This is a genomic window from Ruegeria sp. HKCCD6647-2 (assembly GCF_057221075.1).
The window spans coordinates 93139-115736 of record NZ_JBWVBD010000007.1; the positions used below are offsets into that span (position 1 = coordinate 93139).

Genomic DNA, 22598 nt, shown 5'->3' on the forward strand with positions numbered 1-22598 from the left:
GGACTCCTTCCCGTGCTGCTCGCGTCCGTTTGTCACCCGTCAAAGGGTGCGCGCCTTAGCTTTCGTAGTCAATCGCGTGGCGCAGTTGTTTTTCGTATTCCAGTGCCTTGCCGGTGCCCAATGCCACACAGTTCAGGCTTTCATCCGCAATCGAGACAGCCAGTCCGGTCTGTTCGCGCAGGGCGAGGTCCAGATCGCCCAGCAGCGCCCCTCCGCCAGTCAGCATCACGCCGCGATCGACAATGTCTGCCGCCAGATCGGGTGGAGTGGTTTCCAGCGCGGTCATCACCGCCTCGCAAATCGCCTGAACCGGCTCGGTCAGCGCTTCGGCCACCTGAGCCTGGCTGATTTCGATTTCCTTCGGCACACCGTTCAACAGGTCACGGCCTCGGATGTGCATCGACTGGCCACGGCCGTCATCGGGCATACGGGCAGTGCCGATGGTGGTCTTGATACGTTCGGCCGTGGATTCACCGACCAGCAGGTTCTGCTGGCGGCGCAGGTATGAGATGATGGCTTCGTCCATCCGGTCTCCACCAACGCGAACCGAGCGCGCGTAAACAATATCTCCCAGCGACAGAACCGCAACTTCGGTCGTGCCGCCGCCGATATCGACGACCATGTTCCCGGTCGGATCGGTGATTGGCATTCCGGCACCAATGGCTGCCGCAATCGGTTCGGCAATCAGGCCCGCACGGCGCGCGCCTGCCGACAGAACCGACTGACGAATTGCGCGTTTCTCAACCGGCGTCGCGCCATGGGGGACACAGACAATGATCTTGGGTTTCGAGAAGGTTGAGCGTTTATGTACCTTGCGGATGAAATGCTTGATCATCTCTTCGGCGGTATCGAAGTCGGCGATCACACCTTCACGCATCGGTCGGATGGCTTCGATGGATCCCGGAGTACGGCCCAGCATCAGCTTGGCATCTTCGCCTACTGCCAGAACTTTTTTCACCCCATCCTTGACATGGTAGGCCACCACCGAAGGTTCCGACAGGATCACACCTCGCCCCTTGACATAAACCAGCGTGTTTGCTGTTCCAAGGTCGATAGCCATGTCTGCTGTGAACAGGCCGCCCAGATTGCCAAAGAATCCCATGTGTCCCCTGATCCTGTGTGTCAGTTGTTATCTACTGCCCGCGACTCGACGGTTCCGGGACGGATGTCTTATAGGGTGCCAAACCGCCCGGTAAAAGGGCTGATTCCGCGACAATCAGCACCTTTCCGCCTCATTGATAAGGACTTTAGAGGGCAAAATGCTGTCTTATCAACACATTTACCACGCCGGCAATCTGGCTGATGTGCAAAAGCACGCATTACTGGCCTGGATGCTGAGTTATCTGGCGCAAAAAGACAAACCTCTGTCCTATATCGAAACGCATTCCGGACGTGGCCTCTATCATCTCGACGCGACCGAAGCTGTAAGCACGGGTGAGGCCGCAGCGGGTATCGAACGGGCCAGAGCAGAAGGTTGGTTTGACGCCCGGCATCCCTTGTCGCAGGCGCTTGAACAGGTGCAAGCCAAACATGGGGACACGGCATATCCGGGGTCGCCCTTGATCGCGGCAAATCTATTGCGTTCCTCGGACAGCCTGCATCTGGCCGAGTTGCACCCTCAGGAACATGCGGCACTGAACAAGGCGATGAAGCCTTACGCGGCCCGGACTTATCGGCAGGACGGGTTTGAGCTGGCACAGTCCCTGCTGCCTCCGACACCGCGCCGGGGCCTGATGCTGATCGATCCCAGTTATGAGGTGAAATCAGATTACGACCGCTTGCCGGGGATCGTCGCAAAGCTACACCGCAAATGGAACGTGGGCGTGATCGCCCTGTGGTACCCGATCCTGAGGGATCGCCGACATGCCGCGATGGTCAAGGCATTGAAGGCGCAGAACCTGCCAAAGTCGGTTTGTCACGAAGTCGGTTTTCCGGCCGCTCGCGAAGGGCATCGCATGGTGGGTTCGGGCATGTTCGTGGTAAATGCGCCGTTCGGGTTTGTTGCCGAAACGCAGGCCTTGGACCAGGTTTTTTCCGATCTTGGCGCGTGAACACGTTCGCTGACGGCCCCCTCATGCATGTGCGAATTTCCTTGTTAGGTGAAGGCACGCAACACTACACTTGTCGCAGGGGGGGGAAATGGATCGTCGACTTGCCGCAGTTCTTGCAGCCGACATGGTCGGTTACAGCCGGTTGATGGAAACCGACGAACAGGGCACGCTGGCCCGCCTGCGCACCCACAGGATCGAGCTGATAGACCCGTCCATTGAAAAGAACCGCGGCACTATCATCAAGACGACCGGCGACGGGATGCTGGTTGAATTCCCCAGCGCCTGCGATGCGGTTGCCTGCGCGGTCGAAGTGCAAAACCGGATGTTTCGTCGCAATGCCGACGTACCCAAAGACCAGCGCATCCAGTTCCGGATCGGCATCAACCTGGATGAAATCATCTATGAGGACGGCGACATCTTTGGCAGCGGCGTTAACGTGGCCGCACGGCTTGAGCAATCGGCCGATGCCGGAGAGGTTCTGATTTCCGGCGCGGTACATGATCAGGTGACCAGCCGCCTGGATCTGAGATTTCAGGATTTGGGGAGCCTGTCGCTCAAGAACCTGTCTCAACCGGTGCAGGCATTCCGCGTTGAATTGGATGGGCCTGTCGAGGCGGCTGACGCAGACGTCGAAGGCAATGGCTCGACCAAGGTCGTCAAACCCTCAATTGCGGTGTTGCCTTTTGAAAACATGAGCGGGGATCCCGAACAGGAGTTCTTTGTCGATGGCCTGACCGAGGACCTGTTGACTGAACTCAGTCGCCGGCACGAGCTGTTCGTGATCTCGCGCAATTCCAGTTTTGTCTACAAGGGGCAGGCTGTAAACCTGCGCGAGGTGTCCGAGGCTCTGGGGGCGCAATACATCGTCGAAGGTAGTGTGCGCAAAGCCGGGAACCGGCTTCGGGTGACCGTGCAGTTGATCGACAGCCAGAACGACGCTCATGTCTGGGCCGAAAAATATGATCGTGATCTGGACGATATCTTTGCCATTCAGGACGAGGTCACTTCGGCTGTTGTGGCCACACTGCCAGGTCGCATTGAGGCGTCCCAGCAGGAAGGGTTGAAGCGAAAGCCGCCATCGAACCTCGCGGCCTATGAGTGTGTTCTGGCGGCCAAAGCCCTGCATCATCGCAGCACGCGCGAGGATAATGTCGAAGCAATGAAGCTGATCGACAGGGCCATTGAGCTGGATCCCGAATATGCGCACGCCCATGCCTGGAGCGGGTGCATCAGAGGGCAGGCCTGGGGATATGGCTGGTGCGATGACCCGGAGGAGATGCTGGCACTTTGCGAGGAGGCGATTCACAAAGCGGCCTCTTTGGATGACAACGATGCCGACGTGCACCGGTTGATGGCCGCTGTTGCGATATTGCGCAACAAGCTGGCCCGCGCGCGCTATCATCAGGAACGTGCCCTGTCGCTGAACCCCAACTACGATCTGGTCGTTGTTCAGATGGGTGAGCTGCTGACGTGGTCAGGCCGCCCTGAAGAGGGTGCCGAATGGATTCAGAAAGCCATGCGCCTGAACCCGCACCATCCGGCCCGGTTCTGGAGCCATCTGGGCCGCGCGCGGTTCGCCGCAAAGGACTATGAGCAAGCCATCGAGGATTTCGCCCGCCTGCCGGTACGCGATGCCATTCAAGACGCATATCTGGCCGCGTGCCACGGTTGGCTGGGAAATTCCGATGAGGCCAAAAGACATGCCGATGCGGTTTACGCAGCACAGCCGGATTTCAAGATCGAAACCCTTGTGCCGACCTTGCACTATGGCAACAAGGAAGACCTGCAGCACTTTGTTCAGGGTATGGAAAAAGCCGGACTGACCTGAAGCCAAAAAAGAAACGGCCCGAAACTCCGGGCCGTCCGTTTGCTCAAGACCTGTATTAGGTAAGGTCTTTGTAGCTGATTTCCCGTGCATCAGCGCCGGGGCCTGCCTTTTCGCGACGCACGATCAGGCGGTTCAGCGCGTGGATATACGCCTTTGCCGATGCAACCACAGTATCCGTGTTGGCGGACTGGCCGGTTGCGATCATCCCGTCCTCTTCCAGACGGACGGAAACCGTTGCCTGTGCGTCAGTCCCTTCGGTAACGGCGTGTACCTGATACAGTTGCAGATGCGCCTTGTTGGGGTAGATCGCGCGAATGGCCTTGAAGGTCGCGTCGACCGGGCCGTCACCATGTTCGGTGGCAATGATGTCCGCGCCATCGACCTCAAGCTCAACCGTGGACTCTGCCTGCCCACCGGTGCCGCAGGTCACCTTCATCGACACCAGTTGCAGGTGATCGTTGGCTTCGTCATCGTCCAGCGTCATCAGGGCTATGAGGTCGTCGTCGAACACCTCTTTCTTGCGGTCGGCCAGATCCTTGAAACGAACAAAGATATCCTTGAGCTGGTTGTCGCCAACTTCATAGCCCAGGTTTTCCAGCTTGTCGCGCAACGCCGCGCGGCCCGAATGTTTGCCCAAGGGCAGGGAAGTGCCGGAAAGCCCGATATCCTCGGGGCGCATGATCTCGAAATTCTCGCGGTTTTTCAGCATCCCGTCCTGATGGATGCCGCTTTCATGCGCAAAGGCGTTCTTGCCGACGATGGCCTTGTTGAACTGGACGTGAAAGCCCGACACCGTCGCCACCCTGCGCGAGATATGCATGATCTTGGTGGTATCGATACCGGTGCGCCATGGCATGATGTCGTTGCGGGTGCGCAGGGCCATCACGACCTCTTCCAGCGCCGTGTTGCCCGCGCGTTCGCCCAAGCCGTTGATCGTGCATTCAATCTGGCGCGCGCCACCAGCGACGGCCGCCAGCGAGTTCGCCGTCGCCATGCCGAGATCGTTGTGGCAATGGGTGGCAAAAACGACCTCATCCGCGCCCGGAACCGTTTCGATCAGGCGCTTGATCAGGTCGGCAGACTCGAGTGGCGCTGTATAGCCTACCGTGTCAGGAATGTTGATCGTGGTGGCACCGGCCTTGATCGCGATTTCGATCACACGGCACAGATAGTCCCACTCGGTACGTGTCGCGTCCATTGGCGACCACTGCACATTCTCACACAGGTTGCGGGCGTGGCTGACCGTTTCGTGGATTTTCTCGGCCATTTCGTCCTGCGTGAGGTTCGGAATGGCACGATGCAGCGGCGACGTGCCGATGAATGTGTGGATTCGGTTCTTTTCAGCGTGTTTCACTGCTTCCCAGCAGCGGTCGATATCGGTGAAGTTTGCGCGGGCAAGGCCGCAGATGCGGCTGTTCCTCGACCGCTGGGCAATCTCGGAGACGGCTTTGAAATCGCCTTCGGAAGCGATGGGAAAGCCGGCTTCGATGATATCAACGCCCATGTCATCCAGCAGTTCGGCGATCTCCAGCTTTTCGTCATGGGTCATGGTTGCGCCCGGGCTCTGCTCGCCGTCGCGCAAAGTCGTATCGAAGATCAAGACGTGGTCTTGGTCGGTCACGTTGGTCATGGGAATCTCTTTCTTCTTCTGTCCTAAAGCCTATGGCGCGCGGGCGTCCTCCTCTGAGCGGGCGCGCCGGTTGGCACGCTCAGAGGCGGATTAGGATCAGTAGGCCACGCAGCGACGCACCGCGAACGGCGGTGTCGGCAACAAGGGTATCTGCGCGGTTGATCATGGGGTTGAGGTTATACAGTGCGATCCGGGAATGAAAAGACGGAATCTGCCCTCGCGTGACCTTTACGCGTTGTTTCGAAGCGAGCGGTGTTGATTGGCGCGGGTCGCCGCCTAGCTTCGCCCCATGGAAACGGCGTTGATCATTGGTGCGACAGGCGGAATTGGCCAGGCTATCTGCGACCGGCTTGAGGCGCAGAAAGTCGCGGTGACCCGGTTGTCCCGGTCCAGGGACGGGTTTGATCTGATGCAGCCCGACGCGGTCGAACAATTTCTCTCGCGGATCGAAGGCCCGTTCGATCTGATTCTGGTGACTTCTGGCGCGCTTGAGATTGACGGCGCGGCGCCGGAAAAGTCGCTGCGTGCGGTTACGGCGCAAGCCATGATGGATCAATTTGCCCTGAACGCCGTTGGACCTGCCCTGGTGCTGAAACATGCATCCCGTCTGTTGCCGCGCGACCGGCGGTCAGTTCTGGGCGTGCTGTCGGCGCGCGTTGGGTCGATCGGAGACAATCGGCTGGGCGGTTGGGTCAGCTACCGCGCGGCCAAGGCGGCGGTGAACCAGATTGTTCACACGGCATCGATCGAGCTGGCGCGGACGCATAAACAGGCAATCTGCGTTTCACTCCACCCTGGAACGGTCAAAACTGCGTTTACGCAAAAATACCTCGGACGGCACCCGGCGGTGGAACCGGATGAGGCTGCACGAAATCTTATTGGCGTAGTAGGTGCGCTGAAGGTCACCGAAACGGGCGGATTTTTTGATTGGGCGGGAAGCCCCGTGCCGTGGTAGCGGTGGATCACCCGTCAGAATTTTCTGGATCTGATGTGCTTTCAGCGGGGTCTTCTTCCGCAGACGGTGCTTCTTCGGTCTGAGAGTCTACAGTGGTCTCGGACGCCAGTTCGCCGTCTTCCCACACGCCCGATTGTTCCTGACCACTCGCATAGCGCATGGTGCCGTCACCGTGACGTTTGTTGTCCAGGAAATTGCCTTCGTACACATCGCCGGTTTCATAGGTGGCGATACCCTTGCCGGTGATTTTGCCCTGAACCCAGTCTCCGTCATATTCGAAACCGGTCGGTGTTACGATCTTTCCTTTTCCGTGGCGGTTTCCGTTTTCGAACCCGCCCTCGTACACGGTTCCGTCCGGATAGGTTGCCTTGCCCTGACCCTGCCGGACGCCATCAACCCAGTCGCCCTCGTAAAGGTAGCCATCGGCCAAGGTCAAAACGCCCTTGCCGTGGTTCTTGGCGTTCCTGAATTGGCCTTTGTACACAGTGCCGTTGGGGAACGTAGCGGTTCCGGAGCCTTCGAACACTCCGGCAATCCATTCGCCGTCATACACCGCGCCATTGGGATAGGTGGTCTGTCCTTTGCCATGGGGCAAATCGGCCACGAAATCACCGACATAGACTGACCCGTCAGGGTAGGTCATTTCGCCCAGCCCTTCGATCTGGCCTTTGGTCCACGTGCCGGAGTAGCGGAAACCGTCACTGCCCGTAAAAACACCCTGTCCATGGCGCTGGTCGTCGACGAAGTCGCCCTCGTACACCGCTCCGTTGGCATAGGTCGCCTTGCCCTTGCCCTGTCGGCGGCCTTCGACCATTTCGCCTTCATACACATCCCCATTGGCCTGTGTGGCTCGGCCGGCACCTGTCATGTGACCCTCGACCCAGTCGCCGACATAGCTCATCCCGTCGGGAAAGGTCATGGTGCCAATTCCGTGCCGTTGCCCCGCGCGAATGTCGCCTTCATAGAAACTGCCATCGCCCGAGGTGATTTTCGCCTTGCCTTGCTTGACGCCATCGACCCATTCGCCGTCATAGACATATCCGTTCTGATCGGTCAGAACGCCTTTGCCATTGCGGCGTCCATCCTTGAACTGGCCTTCATAACGCATGCCGTTTGCATAGACGGCGACGCCGGTTCCGTTGACTGCGCCATTCGACCACTCGCCCTCGTAAGATCCGCCATCGGCAAACAGGATCTTTCCGTGGCCCTCGGGCTGGCCTTTGACGAATGAGCCCTCGTAGACCGACCCGTTTGCGTAGCGGGCCGTTCCCTGACCTTGAATCTCACCCTCGACCCATTCACCGGAATACTCGAACCCGTCGGGCAACCGGTAGGTTCCGGTGCCGTGGCGCAGCCCATTTTCGAAGGTGCCCTCGTAGACGCCGCCAACCTCGTCGTCGGCGACAATGATCTGTCCTTGCTGTGCCGAGGCGGCCTGCGCCGCCAGAACGAGCGTTACAATAGCAATAGAGTTGCGGATCACATTCATGCTGGTCCCTGCCTGCCCTGTTTCCGGGTTGCATCCTTTTTCGCAAAACTAAGGTACCGCCGGGGGCAGAGCAACGGCTTTTGCCGCATTTGCCTTTTACTCGCGGTGTGATCTGCTAAATGCCTTTGGAAGCTACGAGAACATGGGGGCAAAATGGCCGATCGTTTCCGCATCACTCTGGCGCAGCTTAACCCCGTGGTCGGGGATATCGAGGGTAATGCGGCAAAGGCCGCAGAAGCCTGGGAACATGGGCGCGACGCCGGGGCGGATCTGGTCGCACTGCCAGAGATGTTCATCACCGGCTACAACACGCAGGATCTGGTGATGAAGCCCGTATTTTACCGCGCCGCGATGGCTGCGGTCGAAGCTCTGGCCGAGCAATGTGCCAAGGGCCCGGCGCTGGCGATTGGCGGGCCCTGGTTTGAAGGCGGCAGCCTGTACAATGCCTACCTGATCCTGAAGAATGGGCGCATCACCAGTAAGATGCTGAAACACCACCTGCCGAATGAAACCGTGTTCGACGAGGTGCGCCTTTATGATGCTGGGCCTTTGGGTGGACCTTACTCCGTTGGAAATACCCGGATTGGCAGCCCGATTTGCGAGGACGGGTGGCACGAGGACGTCGCGGAAACTCTGGCTGAAACCGGTGCCGAGTTCCTGCTGATCCCCAACGGATCGCCCTATTTCCGCAACAAATACGATGTGCGCCTGAACCACATGGTTTCGCGCGTGGTCGAAACCGGACTGCCGCTGATTTACCTCAACATGGTGGGCGGTCAGGACGATCAGGTTTTCGATGGCGGGACGTTCGGGCTGAACCCGGGCGGCGAGCTTGCCTTTCGAATGCCGGTTTTTGATGAGGCCGTGACCCATATCGATCTTCAGCGCGGCGACGAAGGCTGGCAGATCGTACCTGCCGAAATCGTTCCGCAGCCGAACGAGTGGGAGCAGGACTACCGCGCCATGGTGCAATCGCTGCGTGACTACATGGGCAAGACAGGGTTCGGAAAAGCTGTGCTGGGCCTGTCCGGCGGCGTTGATTCCGCGTTGGTTGCATCCATTGCCGTTGACGCAATCGGGGCGGACAATGTGCGCTGTGTGATGCTGCCTTCGGAGTATACCAGCCAGAGCTCACTGGAGGATGCCGAAGCCGTCGCTCGAGCGCTGGGCGTGCAATATGACTTTGTTCCGATCTCGCAGAGCCGTGCAGCGGTAACCGAAACGCTCGCCACGCTGTTCGCCGGTCGTAATGAGGATCTGACCGAGGAAAACATTCAGTCCCGGTTGCGCGGTCTGCTGCTGATGGCGATTTCGAACAAGTTTGGCGAGATGCTGCTGACCACCGGAAACAAGTCAGAGGTCGCTGTGGGATATGCCACGATCTACGGTGATATGAACGGCGGCTACAATCCGATCAAGGATCTGTACAAGACGCGGGTGTTCGAAACTTGTCGTTGGCGCAATGCCAACCATCGCGACTGGATGATGGGCCCCGAGGGCGAGATCATACGACCATCGGTCATCGACAAACCACCAAGCGCCGAGTTGCGCGAAGATCAAAAGGACAGCGACAGCCTGCCGGATTACCCGGTTCTGGATGCCATTCTTGATATTCTCGTCGATCAGGATGGCTCGATTGCCGACTGCGTCGCGGCCGGGTTTGATGCGGCAGTCGCAAGAAGGGTCGAGCGCCTGATTTACATCAGCGAATACAAGCGATTCCAGTCCGCGCCGGGAACTCGATTGACGTCGCGCGCCTTTTGGCTGGATCGCCGTTATCCCATTGTGAATCGCTGGCGCGACAAGGCGTAAACGGCGGGTGGTTTTAACGCCAACCATCCGGCGTTTCGGTCGAGGGCAATTGATAGTTGACAAATTTGGGGCAATCCCATGTTTGGTCCAATATTGTTTATGAAAAACAGCCCCTTGTCCGGGCGCGTTGCGCGTTCACCTTGCGTTTTGGCCCATTTTTTGCCACATTTGTGACCGGGGTTTGCCTTAAAGTTGGCAAGCGTGACGCAATCCGGTCGAACAGCCCGACAAACGGGCCAAAGGGCCGGGTTTGCTGAACTGGGTACGATGCATCCGGGTATGTGGATGCAGGTAAATGTTTTGGTGGTCAAATGTATAACGAATACGATAAATCGCTGCATTCGCCTCTGAGATACAAGGCGATGGAGTCGCCCGCACAGGAATTGAACGAGGCGGCGACCGATGATGCGATTGCTGGAATCCTGAGCGAGAACGTGCCGGCCAAGACGGCCGAGGAAGCGGATAAGTCACGGGAGCGGACTGAATTCCCGACACTGACGTCGCAGGAGGCATCTGAAGAGGAAGAAGAGCCTCAGGAAACCGGCGTGGGCGCGATCCTGCGTCAAACATGGGCGCACTTGTCCGGCGCGGCCTGACCCACACGGTTGCTGTCGTCCGAATGAGTGCTGAATATGTCGGCGCGTATGCGAATGTGCCACAGGTTCGGGCAATCGCCCGTTTTGTTGTTTTTCTACATTGTCTGCACTGCCGTCCTGGGGCTCCATACCGGTCCGAGGAATTGTAGTTGAGCAGTGGATGCCCGGCCCCAAGCCGATACATGTCGAATCCGATTTCACTTTGCCCAAGCAGGTGGACGTAGCCGTAATTGGCGGCGGCATAATAGGTGCGTCCACCGCGCTGGAACTGGCCGAGCGTGGACATTCGGTTCTTCTGTGTGAAAAAGGTCAGATCGGGGGCGAGCAGAGCTCTCGCAACTGGGGGTGGGTGCGGCTGGGCATGCGCGACCCCCGGGAGATCCCGCTGATGCAGGAATCAATTCGCATCTGGCAGGGGCTGGATGCACGAGTGGGGCGAAAAACCGGCTACGTCCAGTCAGGGATCATGTTTGGAGCGCGGGACGCGTTGTCCGAGGGAAAGTTGAACCGCTGGCTACGTCATCTCGAAGGGCGGCAGACGGGCGCCCGCATGGTGTGGGGCGCCGAGCTGGATCAGCTGTTGCCCGGTATGGCAATGGGGCTGTCCGCGGCGCTCTACACCCCACAGGATGGTCGGGCGGAGCCACAATGGGCAGCACCCGCAATAGCCGAGGGCGCCCGGGACAACGGTGCAACGATCGTTACCAACTGTGCGGTCCGCAGTCTCGACACCCAGGCGGGGCGGGTCGCCGGAGTTTTCACCGAGCGGGGTCGTGTGACCTGCGATCGGGTAGTTCTGGCTGGCGGGGCGTGGTCTCGCCTTTTTGCCGGAAACCTCGGTATCGCGTTGCCGCAACTCAAGGTTTTGAACACCGTGATGCGGACGTCGCCGAGCCAGGACGGGCCGGGAATTGCCTTGTGGTCTGACGATTTTGCGATCCGCAAACGGGCAGATGGCGGTTTTACAATTGCTTCAGGGCATGAAAACACCGTGGATATTGTTCCAGACAGCCTCCGTCTGGCTTGGCAATTCCTTCCAGCCTATAAGCAGGAATGGAAATCGCTGCGGTTTCGCCTGTCTCGGCGCTGGGCTGTAGAGGCGCAGCAGAACCGGTCCTGGTTACCTTCAGACATCACGCCGTTTGAAGATTGCCGTATTCTGGACCCGGAACCCTCGAAAAAAGCACTGCGGCAGGCTTTGTCCGCTGCGACCAGGGCTTTCCCGGTTTTGGAGAACTCTGATGTTGTCGAAAGCTGGGCGGGGTTTATTGATGTGACGCCGGATGCAATTCCGGTGATTTCGGAAGTTGAAGACCTGCCGGGTCTGTGGATTGCCACTGGTTTTTCCGGTCACGGTTTCGGAATCGGGCCGGGCGCTGGCCGGTTGGTCGCCGATCTTGTGACGCAGGTAACACCATGCGTCGATCCGATTGCATTTTGCCTGACCCGATTCACGGACGGATCAAAGGTACGGCCAGACCCGGGGTACTAGGCCTGTTATCCCGAGGGTAACCTACAGCATTTCCGCTTCACATAGTTCGGCAGCAGACCGTTGCATAAGGGCAGTGCGTGCGTAAAACCCCGACGCTCCGCGTGCCGGGGTTTTTCTGTTTCTAGCCCATCATCTGGTAGCTGACCGGGACAAATCGGAACCCGTCGCCGCGGGTTTCAACATACCCGGCTGCCGGGAACGGCATGTGATACCCGATCATAGGCACTTTGTCGGCGGCCAGCATGCCTAACACATTCCGGCGGGCAGCGGTGGCGGCTGCCTTGTCCATATCAAAGCGCACTTCCCATTCTGGATGGGCGAAGGACCAGACATAGTGGTTGGCGAGATCAGCGGTCAGGATCAGGCGTTGGCCATTGCTTTCCAGGTGATAGACCATGTGGCCGGGCGTGTGTCCAAAGGCGGCCATGGCCGTGATGCCGGAGGACACTTCGCCGCCGTCTTCGATATAGCTCATTTTTTCGGCCAGCGGTGTGACTTTGGCCGCAACCAGATCGCCCACACGGTTGCCTGCATCCTGCGCGGCCCAGAAATCGTATTCCGTCGCCGCAGTCACATAGCGCGCGTTTGGAAACGTCGGAGCGTCGTTGGTTGTCATGCCGCCGATGTGGTCGGGGTGCATGTGGGTGATGACGACCACGTTGATCTGATCGGGCGTCACGCCCGCGTCTGCCAGTGCAGCCTGAATACCGCCCTGACCTAGACCGGTGTCGAACAAGACCAGTTCTTCGCCGGTATTGACCAGAGTAGGTGTGAAGAAGAATTGAGCCTTGTCGGCCGGAATGAAATTTTCCGCCGAAACCTTTGCGAATTCCTCGTCCGATGCGCCGCCGCCGAAGATGTCCTTGGCGCCATCGCGTGGCAGGCTGCCATCCAGCAGCGTCGTGACGGTGAAATCGCCCAGTTGAAAGGACTTGGCAATAGTTGAATTGGCTTTGGTGTCTGCTCCGGCTGCCAGAACAGGTGCAGCCACTGTTGCAAATGGCAAAGCCGCGGCGCTTCCAAGCGCCGCCCGGCGTGTCAGTTTGATGGTCATTGTCGTTCTCCCTGTCAGAACATCAGGTTTTCAACTAGGTCGATGAGCGTTCTCGGCCACTCAAATACCCCCAACACATGGGCTGCGTGGATGAACATTACGTGTTAGTTTTTGTTCATGCCGGGATCTCAGAACAAGACCGTTCCAACCAAGCAAAACGTCGAGAGTTTTCTGGCCGGCGTCCACCCAGCGCGCAAAGCGGAAGAGGCGCGGGTTCTGGACGCGCTGTTTCGAGAGGTCACAGGATTTGCACCGGTGATGTGGAGTCCTTCGATCGTTGGTTATGGCACGTATCACTACCGTTATGACACGGGGCGCGAAGGGGACTTTCTGGCAACCGGGTTTTCACCGCGCAAGGCTGCACATTCGATCTACATCATGCCAGGATACGCCGATTTCACTGAAATCCTGTCCCGATTGGGAAAACACAAGATCGGCAAGTCGTGCTTGTATGTGAACAAACTGCCGGATATCGATCTGGACGTTTTGTCGGAATTGATTGCGGCCGGTCTGAAGGATCTGGGTCGGTATTGGCCTGTCGAGCCGACCTGAGACGCCTCCTGAACGGATGTCACCTTATGCGGCTGCTGGACAAAACGCCGCTCATGTGACAAGAGCCGCGCCAACAGGAGACACCCATGACAACCACCCGTTTTGCCCCGTCGCCCACCGGTTATATCCATGTGGGCAACCTGCGCACCGCCCTGATGAACTATCTGATCGCCCGCAAGGCTGGCGGCACGTTCATCCTGCGCATCGACGACACCGATCCCGAGCGGTCGAAAGAGGAATATGTCGATGCGATCAAGCAGGATCTGGAGTGGCTGGGCCTGCACTGGGATCGGGTAGAACGTCAGTCGGATCGTCTCGACCGCTATGCCGAAGCTGCTGATAAACTGCGCGAGATGGGTCGCTTTTATGAAGCGTTCGAAACGCCGACCGAGCTGGACCTGAAACGCAAGAAGCAATTGAACATGGGCAAGCCGCCGGTCTATGACCGCGCTGCGCTGACCCTGTCGGAGGCCGAGAAGGAGGCCTTGCGCGCCGAGCGTGGAAATGGCGTGTGGCGCTTCAAGCTGGATCACGAGCGGATCGAGTGGAACGACGGCATTCTGGGCGACATCTCGATCGATGCGGCCTCGGTGTCCGACCCGGTGCTGATCCGCGGCGATGGTCAGGTTCTCTACACGATTGCGTCCGTGGTCGATGATACCGAGATGGGCGTGACCGACGTCGTGCGTGGCTCGGACCATGTGACCAACACTGCGACACAGATTCAGATCATTCAGGCGCTGGGCGGGAACTGCCCGCGTTTCGCGCACCACTCGCTGTTGACCGGTCCACAAGGTGAAGCGCTGTCAAAGCGTCTGGGCACACTGGCCCTTCGTGATTTGCGTGAACAGGGCGTTCAGCCGATGGCTCTGCTGAGCCTGATGGCGCGTTTGGGCTCGTCCGATCCGGTCGAGCTGCGTTCGGACATGGCCGAGTTGATCGAAGGGTTCGATGTCAGCCGCTTCGGCGCGGCGCCGACCAAGTTCGATGTGCATGACCTGTTCCCGCTGACCGCCAAGCACTTGCAGTCTCTGCCTCTGTCAGACGTGGCTGATGCCGTGGCTGATGCAGGCGTGCCAACGGAACTGGCCGAGCCGTTCTGGGCCATGGCACGTGAGAACGTCACCACGCTGAAAGATCTAAAGAGCTGGTGGGAGCTGTGTCGCGATGGGGCAGAACCCCTGATCGCCGAAGAAGATCGCGACTTCATTGCCGATGCCATGGCATTGCTGCCCGAAGGCCCATTCGACGGGGAAACCTGGGGCGCGTGGACCAGCGCCGTTAAGGAAGCCACCGGTCGCAAGGGCAAAGGTCTGTTTATGCCGTTGCGCAAGGCGCTGACCGGAATGGAGCGGGGCCCGGAAATGGCGACCCTGTTGCCGTTGTTGCAGGTGATCCGCGCACGGGGTTAACACGAGGTGCGCGGCTGGTTGAAACCGCATTGCCAGCAAGCCGAGAACCGGGCGGGGTTGTGAGCCCCGCCCTTCTTATCGGGCGTCCTGCAATATGCGCGCGGATAACTGACGCAACCGGTCATCCACGAATTCAGTCTCGGACCGGTTCAACTGCTGGTGGCGCGGATAGCGCGGTTCGCTGCGGTCGTTGAGGACAGGAGCTTCCCAACCATCGGTCGTGGCAAAGAACCGATCCGCGCCTTCAGGGCCAAAAGCGCGCAAGTACCCCTGAACAACAACGTCGATATAGCTCAGCAGAAGAGGATGGCGATTAGTGGGTTCATTCTGGCGGTTCTGTGGCACCGCATAAACCGCGATCTCGACGTCGTGCGTCAGGGGATGGGTGACGCAGTGCGTCGCAGGTATTCGGTCATAGGCCCACTCGCGCTCATCAAGCGCCATCCAATCGTCCTTGGGAACATGCGCAATCATGCCTTCGATTTCGGAATCCGCGTCGGGCACTGCCGTCAGGAAGGCGACGGGGCGCAAGTCCGTATGCCTCCAGGCGCGTCGCCAGCCTTTCAATACAGCCGGTCGCGGGTCAGGGAAATCATGCGTGGCAAGGTTCACAAGGCTGCCATAGCCAAAGAAATAGGGGTCTGCCATGCGTTCAGGCGTCCTTCTGTAGCGATTGATGTATGTCAAACCGCTTTTTTGTCCGGCATGCAATAAGGTTGCATCGTGAATTCTGGGAGGATTCCATGCGGATTACCAAACGGACAAATATAGCTGTGCGGCTGTTGATGTATTGTGCCGCGCATCAGGATCGGCTGGTGACGAAATCCGAGATCGCCGAAGTGTGCAATATTTCGGAAAATCATCTGGCCCAGGTGATCAACCAGCTCAGCCAGTTGAACTATCTCAGCACTCAGCGTGGTCGCAATGGTGGTATGTCGTTGGCGCGGCCCGCGGACCAGATCCGCATCGGGTCTGTATTCCGCCATGTAGAAGGCGGTTTGCCGATTGCCGAGTGTTTTGCTGACGCAGACAATACTTGCCCGCTGACAGATGCCTGCCGGTTGCGGTTGGCACTGCAGGACGCGGCCGAGGTGTTCTATGCCTCGCTGGACGAGATCACGCTGGATGCGCTGGTTTGCGACAATGACCAGCTGATCAGAATTCTGCAGCCCGTCGCCTGCGTACGCTGAAATCAATCGCTGGCGCGCAGGATGCGAGCCGGGCGCGCGGAAAGCGGGCGAATTGCAAATATGAGCCCTGCGCCCAGCGTGACGGCCACTCCGGTTGCGATGATGATCAGCGCCGAGGGCCAGATGACCGCGAAATTTGTTTCAAAGATGTAGGTTGCAACGGCCCATCCGCCGACGATGCCGGTCAACAGGGCGACGCACCCAGCCGCAGCGCCCAGCAAAATGGCGCGTAACGCGAAACTGAGCAGAACCCTGCGGCGATTTGCACCTAAGGTTTTCAGGATCGCAGCTTCGTATCTGCGCGCGGGCTCTCCTGCCGCTGCGGCGCCGATCAGCACCAGAAACCCGGTTAGGAGTGAGACGCCGGCCCCGTATGATGTGGCAGCCGCCAAACCTTCCAGCAGGCCGGAGACCCGGTCGATCGCATCCCGTACGCGGATTGCCGTGATGTTGGGAAACTGCCCGGCCAGATCGCGCAGGATAACGGCCTCAGCCTGTTCTTCGGCATAAACCGTCGCGATAAAGCTGTGTGGCGCCCCGGATAGCGCTGACGGGTTCATCGACATGATAAAGCCCATCCCAGCGGTGGAGAAATCTACTTCGCGCAGCGATGTCAACTCCGCCGTGATATCTCGCCCAAGGATGTTTACCGTCAGTTCATCGCCCAGCTTCAGACCCATTTCGATGGCTTCTTCGGCGGCAAAGCTGACTTGGGGTTGTCCCAGATAATCTTCAGGCCACCATTCCCCGGCTGTGATACGGGCGTTCTCGGGTGGATGGGTGGAATAAGTGACGCCCCGATCCCCTTCCAGAACCCAGTGATCGCCGGCAACCTCGCTGGCGGGGCGACCGTTGATTTGCGTAATGATGCCCCGCAGCATCGGCGCGCTTTCGATCCGGCTGACGGCTGGGTCGGTGTCGAGCCGCCGGGAAAAGCCGGGCATTTGCTCCTTTTGGATGTCGACAAAGAAGTATGACGGGGCCACATCCGGGAGGTTGCCTGAAATCGCATTGCGCAAGGTGCCGTCGATCTGACCTACAGCGGCCAATACCGACAGGCCCAGACCAAGTGACAACACAACGGATGCCGCGCCTTCACGCGGGCCGGAAATGGCGGATAAGGCCCAACGCAGGGAGGGGCGACCACGCGCCAGCGGGCCGCCCTTTCGCGCGAGCCATTGAATGGCAAAGGCCGACAGTGACAGAAGAAGCAGCGCGCCGACAATGCCGCCGCCGGTCCACAAGGTAAGCCTCGCTGAACCGCTGAAAACTGCGGCAGCAGCGAGTAACATCGCCAGTCCGACACCGGTTGCCAGGACGTATACAGGGCGCGGGATGCGACGGGCCGAAGACAGTGCATCCCGAAAAAGGGTCGCTGCGCGAACTTCTTCCGTGCGGGCTAGGGGCCACAATGTGAACAGGAATGCCGAGAGAAGGCCATACAATGCCGCCTCGGCAAGAGGTTGCGGATAGAGTGTGAACACCGCTGGCACGGGCAACCGGCTTTCGATCGCCGGGGCCAAAAGCAGGGGAAGAATCCCGCCAAGGACGACACCGATCAGAATACCAAAGCCTGACAGAACACCGATCTGGATCATGTAGGTCTGAAAAATCGTCGCCCGGTTCGCGCCTATTGTGCGCAAGGTCGCGATGGTATCGGTTTTCTGTGCCAAATAGGCGCGGACCGCTGCCGAGACACCAATCCCTCCGACCGCCAGCCCGGACAGGCCGACCAGAACCAGAAACGCGCTCAGACGCCCCACGAATTCAGTGATCCCCGGCGCACCGTTGCGTGCATCGGTCCACCGCATTCCGGTGCCATCAAAGGCTTGCCCCGCCTCAGTCGAGATCGTGCCGAGATCGGTATTCCGCGGCAGGTCCAGACGGTATTTCGTGGAAAACAAAGTACCCGGCTGCAACAGTCCGGAATTACCCAGATCCTGTGTTTGAACCAGAGTGCGAGGGCCGAGTGCAAATCCATCGGCTGCGCCATCTGGTTCATTCTCCAGCGCAGCCATCAGCACGAATTCCTGCGTGCCAAGGGCAAACCCGTCGCCCACGGAAAGGCCCAAGCGATCAACAAGAACGGGATCCATGACGGCGCCTGGTAGACCGTTTGTCCCTGCAAGTGCTGCGGCGAGAGAGATTTCTGGCTTCAGTCCGACATCGCCCAACAAAGGATAGGCGTCATCCACTGCTTTTACCTGGGTCAGCGCCCGCTGAACGTCACCATTCCGGTCGATAACTGCCATCGACCGGAAATCGACAACCTCGGACACGGCGTTTGCGGTCGTGTCCATCCACGCCCGCTCCTGATCGTTCGCAAAACGATAGGTGAATTCCAGCTCGGCATCCCCGCCAAGCAGCGCCGCCCCTTCCTGTTTCAGCCCAGCCTCGATCGCCGAACGCACAGACCCAACAGCCGCAATGGCTGCGACACCCAATGCGAGGCAGGCCAGAAAGACCCGGAACCCACGCAACCCACCGCGCAATTCCCGGCGTGCCATGCGTCCCGCAAGCCGCAGGCTCATTCCGCGGCCTCTTTGGTGACATTCTCGGAAATGCGGCCATCCCTCAGCCGGACGATCCGATTGCATTTCTGTGCCAGCGAATGGCTGTGGGTGACCAGAACGAGAGTTGCCCCATGCTTGTCGCGCAGGCCGAACAAGAGATCGACGATGGCGTTCCCGTTTGCCTCATCGAGATTCCCTGTCGGCTCGTCCGCGAGCAAAATCTGCGGTCGCGGAGCCGAGGCGCGCGCCAGCGCCACGCGCTGCTGTTCTCCACCGGAAAGCTGCGCGGGATAGTGATCGCTGCGATGAGACAAGCCTACGGTCTGCAATTCCTGTTCAGCCCGGTCGAACGCATCCTTGTGCCCCGCCAGCTCTAATGGCGTGGCCACGTTTTCCAGCGCGGTCATGGTTGGGATCAGGTGAAAGTTCTGAAAGACGACACCCATGGTGTCTCGTCTGAACCGCGCCAGCGCATCTTCATCCATACCGGTCAAGTCGCGGCCCAGCGCGGTCACGCTACCACTGGTCGCCTGTTCAAGCCCCCCCATCAGCATCAACAACGACGATTTGCCGGATCCGGACGGGCCAACCAACGCAAGTGTTTCGCCCTTGTCGACAGTCAGATTGATGTTGTGCAGGATATCGACACGCCCTGCATTGCCATCCAGTGACAATGCGGCATCTTTTAACGAGAGAACGGGTGTCGTCATCAGTCATTCCAAAAGGAGAACAGTCAATTGGGATATGGCGCTGTACAGAATTTCCGCAAGGCTTTGATTTCGACTGTTATCATCTGTTGCGGCATGTCGGCCACAGCCGAACCCGTTGTAATCGCCGCGTTGGGGGATTCTCTGACCCAGGGCTACGGGTTGGTCGAACAGGATGGATTTGTCCCGCAGCTTGAGAGTTGGCTTGTTGAGCAGGGCGCGGAAGTCCGGCTGATCAACGCTGGTGTCTCGGGAGACACCACTGCCGGAGGGGCTGCGCGCGTGGAATGGACCCTGACGCCCGACGTGGACGGGATGATCGTGGCACTGGGTGGCAATGACCTGTTACGCGGCATAGATCCCAAGGTGTCACGCGCAAATCTTGCTACGATCCTGACAGCCGCACGAGAGGCGAGCGTTGAAGTCTTGTTGATCGGGATGCAGGCTCCGGGAAACTATGGCCCCGAATACAAGCAGACGTTTGATGCGATGTATCCGGAATTGGCGCAGGAGTTTCAGGTGCACTATGTCGAAAGTTTTTTCGATGGGTTGCAGCCGGATGGTGATCCGAATGCGGTAGGGCAGTTCATGCAACCCGACGGCATTCATCCGAACGCAACAGGGGTTGAACGGATTGTCGATGCTATTGGGCCCGAGGTGCTGGAACTGGTCGATGCCTCGGCCAGGCAGGACTAGGCAATGCCTGGGCGTTTTTTTCTGACGCGACCAATGGCTGAGATTGCGGAAGCATTGAATGTTCCGAACAATGTCGGCCCGCAACCGCCACGGTACAACATTCAGCCAGGACAAGAGGTGATCGTACTGACCAAGGCTGGCCTGACGTCCATGCGTTGGGGCATGATCCCGGTTGGACGGGTCAATGCACGCGGGCGTCCGGTCATGGAAACCATAATCAACGCCCGCTCAGAGACGGTTTTTGACAAATCGGCATTCGAAGGCGTTGGCCGGGCCGTCGTGCCGGTGGACGGATGGTATGAATGGACCGGAGAAAAACGCCGAAAAACCGCTTGGCGTATCGCCTCGGCAGATGGTGCGCCCTTGTTCTTTGCCGCTATCACGGACAGCTGGCAAGCCCCCGGCGGGCTGCGCGTCGATCAATTCGCCGCCGTCACGTGCGAACCGAATGCCGATCTTGAACCCATTCATCACCGAATGGGCGTCTTGCTGGATCACACAGGCATTCAGACCTGGCTTACCGGCTCCGAAGCGCAAGCCAAAACGTTGGCGCGTCCCTGGCCGGACGGTTTGTTGCAGATCCAAGAAGCTACGGATGTCGATTGGTCCGGGCCCTAAAGGGTTCAGACCACCGTGACGACTGTACCGATCGGAACCCGTTCATAAAGGTCGATGACGTGTTCGTTCAGCATCCGAATGCATCCGTTTGACACTGCATGGCCGATTGTCTGCGGCTGTGTCGTTCCATGAATTCGGAAATAGGTGTCGACCCCGTTCTGGAACAAATACAACGCCCGAGCCCCCAGAGGGTTGTCGCCACCGCCGGGCTGAACATAGTCGTTGTCCTTGAATTTCGCATAAGTCACCGGTTCACGCTCGATCATCTCGTCGGTCGGGCGCCAGGTCGGCCATTCCTTCTTTACATCGATCGTTGCGGTGCCGGTGAACTCAAGACCAGCCTTACCAACGCCACAGCCATAGCGGATCGCCTTGCGCGGTTCGGTTACGAAATACAGGTAGAACGAGCGTGGAGCGACCAGAAGCTGACCCGGCACAAATTGCTTTTTGATCCGCACATATTGCGGCGTCGGATCGTATTCGACTTTTTTCTTGGCGCTGGCGAGCGTCGGGAGCAGGCTGGCTGTGGCCGACGTGGCCAGAAAGGTGCGGCGTGTGAACATGGCGAGCCTCATCAAAATACCAAAGAAATCATAACTGTAATTTCAGTATGATAATCGATTTGGACAATCTTGAGGCAGAGTCACCGAATTGTGATGTCGCCTGAAGGCCACACCTGCGTGAAATCGCTGGGTTTGAGAAAAGAAAAAGGGCAGAGAATTCCTCTGCCCTTTCAACTGGTTAGGCCAGTTCGATATTGTCCGCACTTTCGCGGCCGTCACGACCCGAGCGCAGCTCGTACGTGACTTTCTGGTTGTCGGCCAGACCGGTCAGGCCCGAACGCTCGACGGACGAGATGTGGACGAAGATGTCTTTGCCGCCATCTTCGGGTGCGATAAAGCCGTAGCCTTTGGTGGTGTTGAACCATTTTACGGTGCCTGCGGGCATTCCGTTGTCTCCTGTTTTAGTGCTGCCCACGGTGTTGCGGCAGCCCGGCGTCGTTGTCTGTATCGATAGACTGAGCGCCGTAGAAGGAGACAGTAGGTCGAAATAGAAAAACGTAAGCCCTTTGCATATGGCATTGGGGTTGGCGTGTGGCAAGGGTGGAATGTACGGATTGTACAGGGGTTTGAGGGGCAATCGTCCGTCTTGTACAAGAATCCGCCGATGGGTTTGGTTATTGGTTTGCGGGTTATTGATAAAGTCGAGTTATTCCTTTGGTGCGCCGGACGGGAATTCAGACTCCGTTAACCAAGCCTGTGATCAGGTTGCTGCATGAGCCGTTACCGCCGTGTCCGCATTCCCGGAGCCAAGTACTTTTTCACCGTATCTTTGGCCGATCGGTCGTCGGATTTGTTGGTGCGCGAGGTGGCCCATTTGAGAGCAGCCTTTGCGGTGACGCAGAGAGAGAGGCCATTTTGGTGTGATGCGTTTGTTGTGCTGCCAGACCATCTGCACTCGATTTGGACTTTGCCGCCCGGCGATGCGGATTATTCGACGCGGTGGGGTGCGATTAAATCGAGGTTTACCATGCGCGTTAATAAGGCGGAGTGTAGGCCGGGCTTCAGCCCGGCACCCGAACCCACGCATCTACCTGTTGTGACCTCTGGCAGATATGCCGGGCTGAAGCCCGGCTTACGGGCCGACAAGCGCGAAGCGCCTTTTTGGCAACGCCGGTTTTGGGAGCATACCATTCGGGATGAAACGGATTACCGCAATCACATGGCGTATTGTTGGGGCAATCCAGTCAAGCATGGGTTGGTCGAGCGCCCGACCGATTGGCCGTATTCGTCAATCCATCGCGATATTCGCGCAGGCCGGGTTGATCCGGAGTGGAGTGGTGTGGTCACCGATGGCACGTTCGGAGAGCCGTAGGATGGGGTTTCACCCCATCATTTGGGAGGTTGGGGTATGGACGAGGTTTGGTACGCGGGAACAGATCGTGCGGGCGTTCGGGTATGATCGTTGAGTGAGTGATGGGGTGAAACCCCATGTTACGCCTG

The 22598-nt window shown here is 58.7% G+C and carries 21 protein-coding genes; 12 read left to right on the top strand and 9 right to left on the bottom strand.

Translation table 11 applies throughout. From position 1 onward, the window contains the following. Positions 1-55: 55 nt before the first annotated feature. The gene (locus AC2TDJ_RS18215; protein WP_480844102.1) at positions 56-1102 is read right to left on the bottom strand and encodes a rod shape-determining protein; all 1047 of its coding nucleotides are present in this window, start codon (positions 1100-1102) and stop codon (positions 56-58) included. A gap of 157 nt (positions 1103-1259) precedes the next feature. Between AC2TDJ_RS18215 and AC2TDJ_RS18220 the strand changes: the two genes are divergently transcribed. Both AC2TDJ_RS18220 and AC2TDJ_RS18225 read left to right on the top strand, forming a co-directional pair. After that, complete coding sequence (locus AC2TDJ_RS18220; RefSeq protein WP_480844103.1) at positions 1260-2051, top strand: 23S rRNA (adenine(2030)-N(6))-methyltransferase RlmJ; 792 nt, start codon at positions 1260-1262, stop codon at positions 2049-2051. An 88-nt stretch (positions 2052-2139) separates the two neighbouring features. Continuing rightward, positions 2140-3879 carry an adenylate/guanylate cyclase domain-containing protein gene (locus AC2TDJ_RS18225; protein ID WP_480844104.1) on the top strand — a complete coding sequence of 580 codons (1740 nt, stop codon included), beginning with the start codon at positions 2140-2142 and terminating at the stop codon, positions 3877-3879. A gap of 55 nt (positions 3880-3934) precedes the next feature. On the opposite strand, the gene AC2TDJ_RS18230 is transcribed toward AC2TDJ_RS18225, so the two are convergent. After that, positions 3935-5509 carry a 2-isopropylmalate synthase gene (locus AC2TDJ_RS18230; RefSeq protein WP_480844105.1) on the bottom strand — a complete coding sequence of 525 codons (1575 nt, stop codon included), beginning with the start codon at positions 5507-5509 and terminating at the stop codon, positions 3935-3937. A gap of 289 nt (positions 5510-5798) precedes the next feature. Here AC2TDJ_RS18230 and AC2TDJ_RS18235 point away from each other — a divergent pair, with 289 nt between their 5' ends. Beyond that, on the top strand, positions 5799-6464 hold the full coding sequence (locus tag AC2TDJ_RS18235; protein WP_480844106.1) for an SDR family NAD(P)-dependent oxidoreductase: 666 nt from the start codon (positions 5799-5801) through the stop codon (positions 6462-6464). 7 nt (positions 6465-6471) lie between these two features. On the opposite strand, the gene AC2TDJ_RS18240 is transcribed toward AC2TDJ_RS18235, so the two are convergent. Continuing rightward, entirely contained in the window at positions 6472-7953 is a 1482-nt protein-coding gene (locus AC2TDJ_RS18240; protein ID WP_480844107.1) for an MORN repeat-containing protein, read from the bottom strand. Positions 7954-8106: 153 nt separating this feature from the next. Here AC2TDJ_RS18240 and AC2TDJ_RS18245 point away from each other — a divergent pair, with 153 nt between their 5' ends. The 3 genes from AC2TDJ_RS18245 (at position 8107) to AC2TDJ_RS18255 (ending at position 11853) form a co-directional block, all read left to right on the top strand. Continuing rightward, complete coding sequence (locus AC2TDJ_RS18245; protein ID WP_480844108.1) at positions 8107-9765, top strand: NAD+ synthase; 1659 nt, start codon at positions 8107-8109, stop codon at positions 9763-9765. A 311-nt stretch (positions 9766-10076) separates the two neighbouring features. Continuing rightward, positions 10077-10361 carry a hypothetical protein gene (locus AC2TDJ_RS18250; protein WP_480844109.1) on the top strand — a complete coding sequence of 95 codons (285 nt, stop codon included), beginning with the start codon at positions 10077-10079 and terminating at the stop codon, positions 10359-10361. Positions 10362-10521: 160 nt separating this feature from the next. Beyond that, positions 10522-11853, top strand: a complete 1332-nt coding sequence (locus AC2TDJ_RS18255; protein WP_480844110.1) for an NAD(P)/FAD-dependent oxidoreductase — start codon at positions 10522-10524, stop codon at positions 11851-11853. 121 nt (positions 11854-11974) lie between these two features. On the opposite strand, the gene AC2TDJ_RS18260 is transcribed toward AC2TDJ_RS18255, so the two are convergent. Next, entirely contained in the window at positions 11975-12907 is a 933-nt protein-coding gene (locus AC2TDJ_RS18260; protein WP_480844111.1) for an MBL fold metallo-hydrolase, read from the bottom strand. 117 nt (positions 12908-13024) lie between these two features. Here AC2TDJ_RS18260 and AC2TDJ_RS18265 point away from each other — a divergent pair, with 117 nt between their 5' ends. Further along, entirely contained in the window at positions 13025-13459 is a 435-nt protein-coding gene (locus tag AC2TDJ_RS18265) for a DUF1801 domain-containing protein (protein ID WP_480844112.1), read from the top strand. Positions 13460-13545: 86 nt separating this feature from the next. After that, on the top strand, positions 13546-14871 hold the full coding sequence (gltX, locus tag AC2TDJ_RS18270; RefSeq protein ID WP_480844113.1) for a glutamate--tRNA ligase: 1326 nt from the start codon (positions 13546-13548) through the stop codon (positions 14869-14871). 75 nt (positions 14872-14946) lie between these two features. Here the strand turns inward: gltX and AC2TDJ_RS18275 are convergent, their stop codons facing one another. After that, positions 14947-15519, bottom strand: a complete 573-nt coding sequence (locus AC2TDJ_RS18275; protein WP_480844114.1) for a gamma-glutamylcyclotransferase family protein — start codon at positions 15517-15519, stop codon at positions 14947-14949. A 95-nt stretch (positions 15520-15614) separates the two neighbouring features. Here AC2TDJ_RS18275 and AC2TDJ_RS18280 point away from each other — a divergent pair, with 95 nt between their 5' ends. Then, on the top strand, positions 15615-16061 hold the full coding sequence (locus AC2TDJ_RS18280; RefSeq protein WP_480844115.1) for an RrF2 family transcriptional regulator: 447 nt from the start codon (positions 15615-15617) through the stop codon (positions 16059-16061). Between the two features lie 2 nt (positions 16062-16063). Here the strand turns inward: AC2TDJ_RS18280 and AC2TDJ_RS18285 are convergent, their stop codons facing one another. Together AC2TDJ_RS18285 and AC2TDJ_RS18290 are read right to left on the bottom strand one after the other, a co-directional pair. Further along, positions 16064-18592 carry an ABC transporter permease gene (locus tag AC2TDJ_RS18285; protein WP_480844116.1) on the bottom strand — a complete coding sequence of 843 codons (2529 nt, stop codon included), beginning with the start codon at positions 18590-18592 and terminating at the stop codon, positions 16064-16066. Continuing rightward, complete coding sequence (locus AC2TDJ_RS18290) at positions 18589-19284, bottom strand: ABC transporter ATP-binding protein (protein ID WP_480844117.1); 696 nt, start codon at positions 19282-19284, stop codon at positions 18589-18591. The genes AC2TDJ_RS18285 and AC2TDJ_RS18290 overlap by 4 nt, the downstream gene beginning before the upstream one ends. 93 nt (positions 19285-19377) lie before the next feature. Here AC2TDJ_RS18290 and AC2TDJ_RS18295 point away from each other — a divergent pair, with 93 nt between their 5' ends. Beyond that, the gene (locus AC2TDJ_RS18295) at positions 19378-19977 is read left to right on the top strand and encodes an arylesterase (protein ID WP_480844118.1); all 600 of its coding nucleotides are present in this window, start codon (positions 19378-19380) and stop codon (positions 19975-19977) included. Positions 19978-19980: 3 nt separating this feature from the next. Beyond that, complete coding sequence (locus AC2TDJ_RS18300) at positions 19981-20595, top strand: SOS response-associated peptidase (protein ID WP_480844119.1); 615 nt, start codon at positions 19981-19983, stop codon at positions 20593-20595. Between the two features lie 5 nt (positions 20596-20600). Here AC2TDJ_RS18300 and AC2TDJ_RS18305 read toward each other — a convergent pair whose 3' ends face one another. Both AC2TDJ_RS18305 and AC2TDJ_RS18310 read right to left on the bottom strand, forming a co-directional pair. After that, on the bottom strand, positions 20601-21158 hold the full coding sequence (locus tag AC2TDJ_RS18305; protein ID WP_480844120.1) for a L,D-transpeptidase: 558 nt from the start codon (positions 21156-21158) through the stop codon (positions 20601-20603). Between the two features lie 178 nt (positions 21159-21336). Beyond that, a complete protein-coding gene (locus AC2TDJ_RS18310; protein WP_480844121.1) occupies positions 21337-21543 on the bottom strand; it encodes a cold-shock protein in 207 nt (68 codons plus the stop codon). Between the two features lie 327 nt (positions 21544-21870). On the opposite strand from AC2TDJ_RS18310, the gene AC2TDJ_RS18315 reads away from it, so the two are divergent. Then, positions 21871-22470 (top strand): REP-associated tyrosine transposase, encoded by a 600-nt coding sequence (locus AC2TDJ_RS18315; protein ID WP_480844122.1) that lies wholly within the window; start codon positions 21871-21873, stop codon positions 22468-22470. Positions 22471-22598: the final 128 nt, after the last annotated feature.

Bases quoted from the DNA above. Each gene is read 5' to 3' on its own strand.
- AC2TDJ_RS18215 (WP_480844102.1), bottom strand. From the start codon at position 1,102: ATGGGATTCTTTGGCAATCTGGGCGGCCTGTTCACAGCAGACATGGCT.
- AC2TDJ_RS18220 (WP_480844103.1), top strand. From the start codon at position 1,260: ATGCTGTCTTATCAACACATTTACCACGCCGGCAATCTGGCTGATGTG.
- AC2TDJ_RS18225 (WP_480844104.1), top strand. From the start codon at position 2,140: ATGGATCGTCGACTTGCCGCAGTTCTTGCAGCCGACATGGTCGGTTAC.
- AC2TDJ_RS18230 (WP_480844105.1), bottom strand. From the start codon at position 5,509: ATGACCAACGTGACCGACCAAGACCACGTCTTGATCTTCGATACGACT.
- AC2TDJ_RS18235 (WP_480844106.1), top strand. From the start codon at position 5,799: ATGGAAACGGCGTTGATCATTGGTGCGACAGGCGGAATTGGCCAGGCT.
- AC2TDJ_RS18240 (WP_480844107.1), bottom strand. From the start codon at position 7,953: ATGAATGTGATCCGCAACTCTATTGCTATTGTAACGCTCGTTCTGGCG.
- AC2TDJ_RS18245 (WP_480844108.1), top strand. From the start codon at position 8,107: ATGGCCGATCGTTTCCGCATCACTCTGGCGCAGCTTAACCCCGTGGTC.
- AC2TDJ_RS18250 (WP_480844109.1), top strand. From the start codon at position 10,077: ATGTATAACGAATACGATAAATCGCTGCATTCGCCTCTGAGATACAAG.
- AC2TDJ_RS18255 (WP_480844110.1), top strand. From the start codon at position 10,522: ATGCCCGGCCCCAAGCCGATACATGTCGAATCCGATTTCACTTTGCCC.
- AC2TDJ_RS18260 (WP_480844111.1), bottom strand. From the start codon at position 12,907: ATGACCATCAAACTGACACGCCGGGCGGCGCTTGGAAGCGCCGCGGCT.
- AC2TDJ_RS18265 (WP_480844112.1), top strand. From the start codon at position 13,025: ATGCCGGGATCTCAGAACAAGACCGTTCCAACCAAGCAAAACGTCGAG.
- gltX (WP_480844113.1), top strand. From the start codon at position 13,546: ATGACAACCACCCGTTTTGCCCCGTCGCCCACCGGTTATATCCATGTG.
- AC2TDJ_RS18275 (WP_480844114.1), bottom strand. From the start codon at position 15,519: ATGGCAGACCCCTATTTCTTTGGCTATGGCAGCCTTGTGAACCTTGCC.
- AC2TDJ_RS18280 (WP_480844115.1), top strand. From the start codon at position 15,615: ATGCGGATTACCAAACGGACAAATATAGCTGTGCGGCTGTTGATGTAT.
- AC2TDJ_RS18285 (WP_480844116.1), bottom strand. From the start codon at position 18,592: ATGAGCCTGCGGCTTGCGGGACGCATGGCACGCCGGGAATTGCGCGGT.
- AC2TDJ_RS18290 (WP_480844117.1), bottom strand. From the start codon at position 19,284: ATGACGACACCCGTTCTCTCGTTAAAAGATGCCGCATTGTCACTGGAT.
- AC2TDJ_RS18295 (WP_480844118.1), top strand. From the start codon at position 19,378: ATGTCGGCCACAGCCGAACCCGTTGTAATCGCCGCGTTGGGGGATTCT.
- AC2TDJ_RS18300 (WP_480844119.1), top strand. From the start codon at position 19,981: ATGCCTGGGCGTTTTTTTCTGACGCGACCAATGGCTGAGATTGCGGAA.
- AC2TDJ_RS18305 (WP_480844120.1), bottom strand. From the start codon at position 21,158: ATGTTCACACGCCGCACCTTTCTGGCCACGTCGGCCACAGCCAGCCTG.
- AC2TDJ_RS18310 (WP_480844121.1), bottom strand. From the start codon at position 21,543: ATGCCCGCAGGCACCGTAAAATGGTTCAACACCACCAAAGGCTACGGC.
- AC2TDJ_RS18315 (WP_480844122.1), top strand. From the start codon at position 21,871: ATGAGCCGTTACCGCCGTGTCCGCATTCCCGGAGCCAAGTACTTTTTC.